This is a genomic window from Bifidobacterium sp. SO1 (assembly GCF_018555335.1).
Classification (GTDB): domain Bacteria; phylum Actinomycetota; class Actinomycetes; order Actinomycetales; family Bifidobacteriaceae; genus Bifidobacterium; species Bifidobacterium simiiventris.
In genome coordinates this window covers 71,198-77,197 of record NZ_JAFEJR010000016.1, presented here as the reverse complement: position 1 = coordinate 77,197, position 6,000 = coordinate 71,198, and the positions used below count along the sequence as shown (strand labels likewise).

Below are 6,000 nucleotides of genomic sequence, written 5' to 3'. Positions count from 1 at the left end.
TTGGATGACCTGCCGTTCCTCTTCCGACAGGTGCGAATACACTTGACCCAAGGTGCAACATCCTTTCACTGGTTATCTAGACAATCTCCAATCTAAAGGGTGTTGCACTTTCATTTAGACAGCGGGTTTCTGGATATCGCGCTGGTCCTCCTTGGACCCCTCGTCGTAAAGCACCAGGGCGGACGAAAGATCGGGATCGTACTGCTGCAGGGCGTCGTATATGTTGCGGGCCTGCTGTGAGGTGCGGGCCACGATCATCGCGCCGATGTTGGCGCAATCCTTGCCGAGCGCGATGCGCGACTGCATGAGGTCGTTCACGATGTATTCCGCCAACGGCTCCACGAAATGCGGGTGCTCGCACACCTGATCGAGATCGGTGAGCTTGTCGATCTCCTGCAGCGTGTCCATGATCGAACGCATCCTGACGCGGAACTGGGGTTTGACATCCTCGCGTAGGAGTCGGAGCGTGTACCCGTCGGCAATGGACCGGTCGTAGAAATAGGTGTGGATGTATTCCCCGAACACCTGCTTGGTGTCCGCACCGTTCTTCTGACGGATCAACGGGGTTCCGGTCAGGGCGATGCGAACCGCGTCGCGATCCGCGTTGAACAGTGCGGCGAGAAAGCTTTTGCCCGGTTTGTATTCGCGATGCGCCTCGTCGATGAAGAACAGACGTTGCTCGTTCAGTCCGTATTCGGCCGTGATGGCCTGCGCGTCGGCACTGAACTTCTGGATGTTCACCACGGCGATCTTCACCGGGGAGATGGTGATCCCATCGCCTTGGCCGGTGTTCCAAGCCGAAGGTTTGCGCAGCAGTTTGACGAAATCGTCCCTTGAATCGACGCGTATGACCGTCGCGCCGCGCGAACGGAACTCGTCGTCGGCCTGATTTGCCAGGTCGAGACGGTCCACGATAAAGAACGTATACAATACGCGACGCTGTTCCTGGTAATAATCGCGCAGATACCGTGTCAGCAGGAACGCCAGTTCGGTTTTGCCGCTGCCCTGCGTATGCCAGATCACGCCCTGTCTGACGCCGCCGTCAAGCGTGCGACGCGCGGACTGAGAGGCGAAGAACTGCGGATAGCGCATGATGTGCTTCTCGATGACTCGTATGCCGTTGTCGTTGACGTAATCCTTGTAGCACAAGCCATATCGCAGCAGGAACATCAGCCGTTCGCGGGAGAACAGCGAGGTGATGATGCTGTTCGCCGGAGTCCGCGGGTCGACGGTTTCGTTCCATTGTGGCGAATCCAGCAGGGAGATCAGGTTGTTGTCCTTGAGGATGAGCTTCTCCTCGTCGATGCTGCGTGGCTTGAGTCGCTGCAACAATTCCCTTCCGCTGTCCTCCTCCTCGCGGAAACGGTTCATGCGTATGCCGTCGTAGGAGCTGGTCGCGTAGAAGGAGCCTTGGATCGGTTCGCGATCGCCGTCGTCGTACGGTTGATCGTTGCTGAACGCCATGATCTGCGTGATGTTCGCGAAACGGCAGAAAAACGGCTGCCTGAATCTCGTATACATGCGGTCGCGCTCGGCGAGAATGCCGTTGCGGTTGTTCAGCCGCTTGACTTCCATGAAGCACAATGGCATGCCGTTGATCAGGAATATGATGTCCGGACGGAAATTATCGTCGTCATGCGCATAGGTGAATTCGGTTACGACCGTGAAGTCGTTGTTGTCCGGTGTCGTGAAATCGATGAGTCTGTATCCGTCCAGGCCATGCTGCAGGTTGCTGAAGAACGCGCGGCCGAGATCGTCGCTGTCCAACGTGACCGCGCTCTTGCGGATCAGGAACCTGACCTGATCGTCATCGATATCCATATCGGGATTGATACGGCGAAGCGCTTGCCCGAACAGGTCGTAGAAGATATTGGTGTCCGGATCGTAATCGGTACCGGGTTTGTCGTTCCTGATGGAACGATATCGCCAGCCGAGTCTTGTGGCGTGTACCAGAGCGGGGACCTTCACGTACTTGTCTTCTGGACCGTGCATCGTGCTTCCTGTCAACGTTGAACGTGTGTGCATTCCTATGATAAATGGCAACGTGGCATCATGCCTTCATGGAATCAGTCGTGTTGTGGAAGCATATGCTCAGCTGCGTCAGCGATCCGCGAACCGCTGGTTGAGTGCGGCGATGCGCTCGACGAACGCGGCGACTTGCGGGGCGGGGGAGAGCGGGGAGAGCAGACCGTACTGCATACCCACCGGCTCCGGCCAGTCGACGGGGACGTTGACGAGCTGCGGGTGCACGCCGGCCCACATCGGCTTGGAAATGAGCAGGTCGCCGGACTCGGCGCAGTCGTTGAACAGGTCGAGGTCGTAATGGTCGATGTTGACCAACGTGATGTCCGGGTTGCGTTCGAACAGGTCGCGGGCGATGTCGTCGGTGCCGTTGCCGCGCGGCAGGATGCGGACATGCTCGCCGCTTAGATCGTCGATGATCAGTCTCGCGCGTCTCGCGAGCGGATGATTGCGCGGCACGGCCAGACACAGCGGTTCATATGACAGCACCTGCGTGTTGCAGATGCCGTTCCAATGATCCGGCACGAATGCGGTGGCGATCACGTCGATGTCCTCGCCAAGCCGCGCGATGATATCGTCGATCGGCGTGCTGCCGTCCGGCATCGATATGAGTTCCAAACGGATGTCGGTTTGGCCGGCACGCTGCCACAGATCGAGGATGCGGCGGGCGGGGCGCAGGATGGAGATGCCCAGACGCACGGGCGCCGCATGTTGGTGCATACGTTGGCGGGTTCTGCGGATGATCTCGTTCGATTCGCTCACGAGCGAACGCGCGCCGTCGATGAATTCCGCGCCGGCTTGGGTCGGGGCGACGCCGGTGCGGGATCGCTCGAAGATCGTCAGACCATACTCCTGCTCGAACGTGGTGACCTGCTTGGCGACGGCCGGCGTGGACAGGTGCAGCCGGCGCGCGGCTTGGGCGAAACTGCCGGCGTCCGCCGCGGCGATGATCGCGTCGAGTCTGCGGTCGTACATGGACGGCTCCCTGCATGTATGTAAACCTATGGTTTATATATCGTAAACCATAATCATTTATAAACCTATCTATTGTAACGTTTCTACGGAATATCATAGTCATCGCAACAACGTATGGATAACGAATATATAGATAGTACAGATAGGATACGCATGGGTCGTATGTCATTCCCGTCCCCATCCTCGGGCGTCACGACAGCCGCGACGGCCGCCACCATCGCCGCGGCCGTCGCATCGTTCCTCGCCGGCATGGACGTGCTCATCGTCAACGTCGCGCTGCCCACCATCGCAGCCGATCTTGGCGGCGACATGGCCGTCCAGCAGTGGGTCGTGGACGGCTACACGCTGCTGTTCGCCGCGCTGCTCCTGCTCGCCGGAAGCCTCGCCGACCGGTTCGGCGCGAAACGCGTGTTCGCGATCGGCGCGGCGCTGTTCGGTCTCGCGTCCCTGTTCTGCTCGTTCGCATGGTCGATGGCGGCGCTCGTCGCCGGCCGCTGTGTGCTCGGCGTCGCCTCGGCGCTGATCCTGCCGGCGTCCATGTCGCTGATCAACGAGGCGAACCCCGACCCGCGACGTCGCGCATGGGCGCTCGCCCTGTGGGGTGCGGGCGGCGCGTCGGCCTCCGCGGTGGGGCCTTTGCTCGGCGGGCTGCTCACGCCGATCCACTGGAGTCTCGTGTTTGCGATCAACGTGCCGTTCTGCCTGTTCATCCTCGCCCTCGTGCCGCGCATCGCGCCGTCCCCGCGCCGTCCCATCCGCTTCGATTGGCTCGGCCAGACGCTTTCGCTCGTTGGTCTGGGCACGCTCGTGGCCGGCATCATCGAAGTCGGCGCTATCGGCTTTGCGGCTCCCGCGACGCTCGTCCTGCTGAGCGTCGGACTGCTTGCGCTCGGCCTGTTCGTCGTCTCACAGGCCAAGGTCGCATCCCCGATGATGCCGCTCGGCCTGTTTCGCATCCGCGGCATGCAGGTCGCGTTGCAGATCGGCTTCATCATGATCTTCAACTGGTACGGCATGGTCTTCATCTGCACCATGTTCCTGCAGAACGAACGGCACATGGGCGCGTTCGCGGCCGGACTCGTGTTCGTGCCGTCCGCGTTCGTCACGATCGTCGGCAACCTGATCGGCGGGCGCATCATCACCGCGCGCGGCGCGCGATTCTCGATCACGCTGGGATTGGCGATCATGATCGCCGGCTTCCTGTTCGAATTCCTGACCCCCGCGCCGATCCCCGTGTGGGTCATCGCGGTGGGCCTGAGCGTCGTCGGCTTCGGCGCGGCCATCACCACGCCCGCCGCGGCCGGCGTCGTCCTGCATTCCGTCAACCCCGCGCAGGCCGGCATCGCGTCCGCCATGTTCAACACGTTCCGTCAAGTCGGCGGCGCGATCGGCGTGGCCGTGTTCGGCGTCATCGCCACGTTCCTGCCCTCGCTCGACACGGCCCTGCGCTCCGTGTTCCTCGCATCCGCCTTGCTGCTCGTCTACGTGCTCGTCTTCGAGCTGACCCGCTGGCGCGGGCGCTGACCGGTTCGGACGCAACCGAGTCCACGTTCCGTCAATCGTGCGCGATCGTGGTTGTCTCCGGATATGAGACAGGCCGCAGCCGAATCGCATGACGAATCATGGATCCGGCCACGGCCTGTACCCGCGGCCGACGGTCAGGTCGGACCGTCGAGGGAAGCCCAGACGAGCCTACTCGGCGCGGGCGATGGCCTGCTCGTAGTCGCGGGTGCCCTTGAACACTTCCTGGATCCACGGGTTCACGCCCTGCTTCTTCGCGCGGATCAGAATGTAGCCGAGCGCGAGTACGTTCGCCACGAGCGCGACCAACGACACCGCAAGGTTCACGTTCGCGTTGTTCACCGACTGCGTGGAGAACACGGAATAATCCTGGAACATCGGGAACACCTGCGCGAACATGCACCAGATCGCCAGCGTGTTCGCGCGGTTCTGAATCCAGCCGCCCTTGTTCCAGAAGAAGTTCGCCACGGTCGGCGCGAGCAGCAGCGCGAGGCCGCAGTACCACGAGTGCGTGGGCAGGCAGTTGTACGTGTAGCAGAAGTTCCACAGGTCGTAGGCGACGATGAACACCCATGTCATGTCGGGCCAGAGCATGTCGTCCTTCTTCTTGGACACGTAGATGCCGAACCAGCCGGTCATGCACGCGATGTTAATCAGGCCCGCCACGCCGTTGAACACGTTATGCCAGCCGCCCATGAGCGTCACGCCTTCGGTGGACACCCATGTGGTTCCCCACGCGCGGAACGCGGATTCGAAATCGGAGACGACCGCGATGAGGATGTTGATCGCGACGATCACGAACGGGAAGCACTTGAACCAGTCGGATTTGCCGATCGCGCCCCAACGGTACTTGAGCGCCATAAAGCCGATACAGCCGGCGGTGGCCGCGTACAGTTTCGCATAGTGGAACCAGCTGGTCATGTGCACGTAGGTCGGGTTGTTGAGCGCCCAGTGTGCGCCGGCCGCGGCCGCCACGTAGATCGCGACGAAATAGACGGTCAGGATCGCGGGGACGACGAGAAACGCGACGATGCCGCCGATCTTGGTGCGTCGGGCGAGTTCGTTCGCGCCGATCAGACAGCAGAACACGAGTATCCAGCCGAGCCACTGCCACACGGCGTTGTCGCCGTAGACCTGAAACAGCATGATGGTCCTTTCTTCATTCTTCCTGATATGTGCCGCGCCGGTTCCTGCGTTGGAGGCCGGCGCGAGCTGACGTTGCGCAATGTTGACGTTGCGTCAATGTCCGGTGTCGTATGCAGTCTATCGCGAGTTTTGACAATGCGTCAATTTTGGCCGGGTGTGTTGCGATGTCCATGAACCGCGACGGCGGGAATCTTGCGTTGCATCGATGCGGGCTGGTCATTGGGAAGAGACGGCGATGATGGACGATCGGATGGATGATCGATGGGGGCGTGTGTTCGTTGATCGTGGTCTTGTCGGCTTGCGTTGATAGTGTGCGGAGCCATGTGTTCTTTGTGT

Annotated in this window: 4 protein-coding genes; 1 reads left to right on the top strand and 3 read right to left on the bottom strand. The window is 61.0% G+C overall.

Annotated elements, in window-relative coordinates:
• Positions 1–114: 114 nt before the first annotated feature.
• Positions 115–1,992, bottom strand: coding sequence for a DEAD/DEAH box helicase family protein (locus tag JS541_RS11630; protein ID WP_214374670.1), 1,878 nt, complete (start codon positions 1,990–1,992; stop codon positions 115–117).
• 108 nt (positions 1,993–2,100) lie between these two features.
• Positions 2,101–2,997 carry a LysR family transcriptional regulator gene (locus JS541_RS11625; RefSeq protein ID WP_214374669.1) on the bottom strand — a complete coding sequence of 299 codons (897 nt, stop codon included), beginning with the start codon at positions 2,995–2,997 and terminating at the stop codon, positions 2,101–2,103.
• 153 nt (positions 2,998–3,150) lie between these two features.
• Between JS541_RS11625 and JS541_RS11620 the strand changes: the two genes are divergently transcribed.
• Entirely contained in the window at positions 3,151–4,521 is a 1,371-nt protein-coding gene (locus JS541_RS11620; RefSeq protein WP_236036794.1) for an MFS transporter, read from the top strand.
• Between the two features lie 168 nt (positions 4,522–4,689).
• Here JS541_RS11620 and JS541_RS11615 read toward each other — a convergent pair whose 3' ends face one another.
• A complete protein-coding gene (locus tag JS541_RS11615; RefSeq protein WP_214374667.1) occupies positions 4,690–5,664 on the bottom strand; it encodes a DUF5692 family protein in 975 nt (324 codons plus the stop codon).
• Between the last annotated feature and the right edge of the window lie 336 nt (positions 5,665–6,000).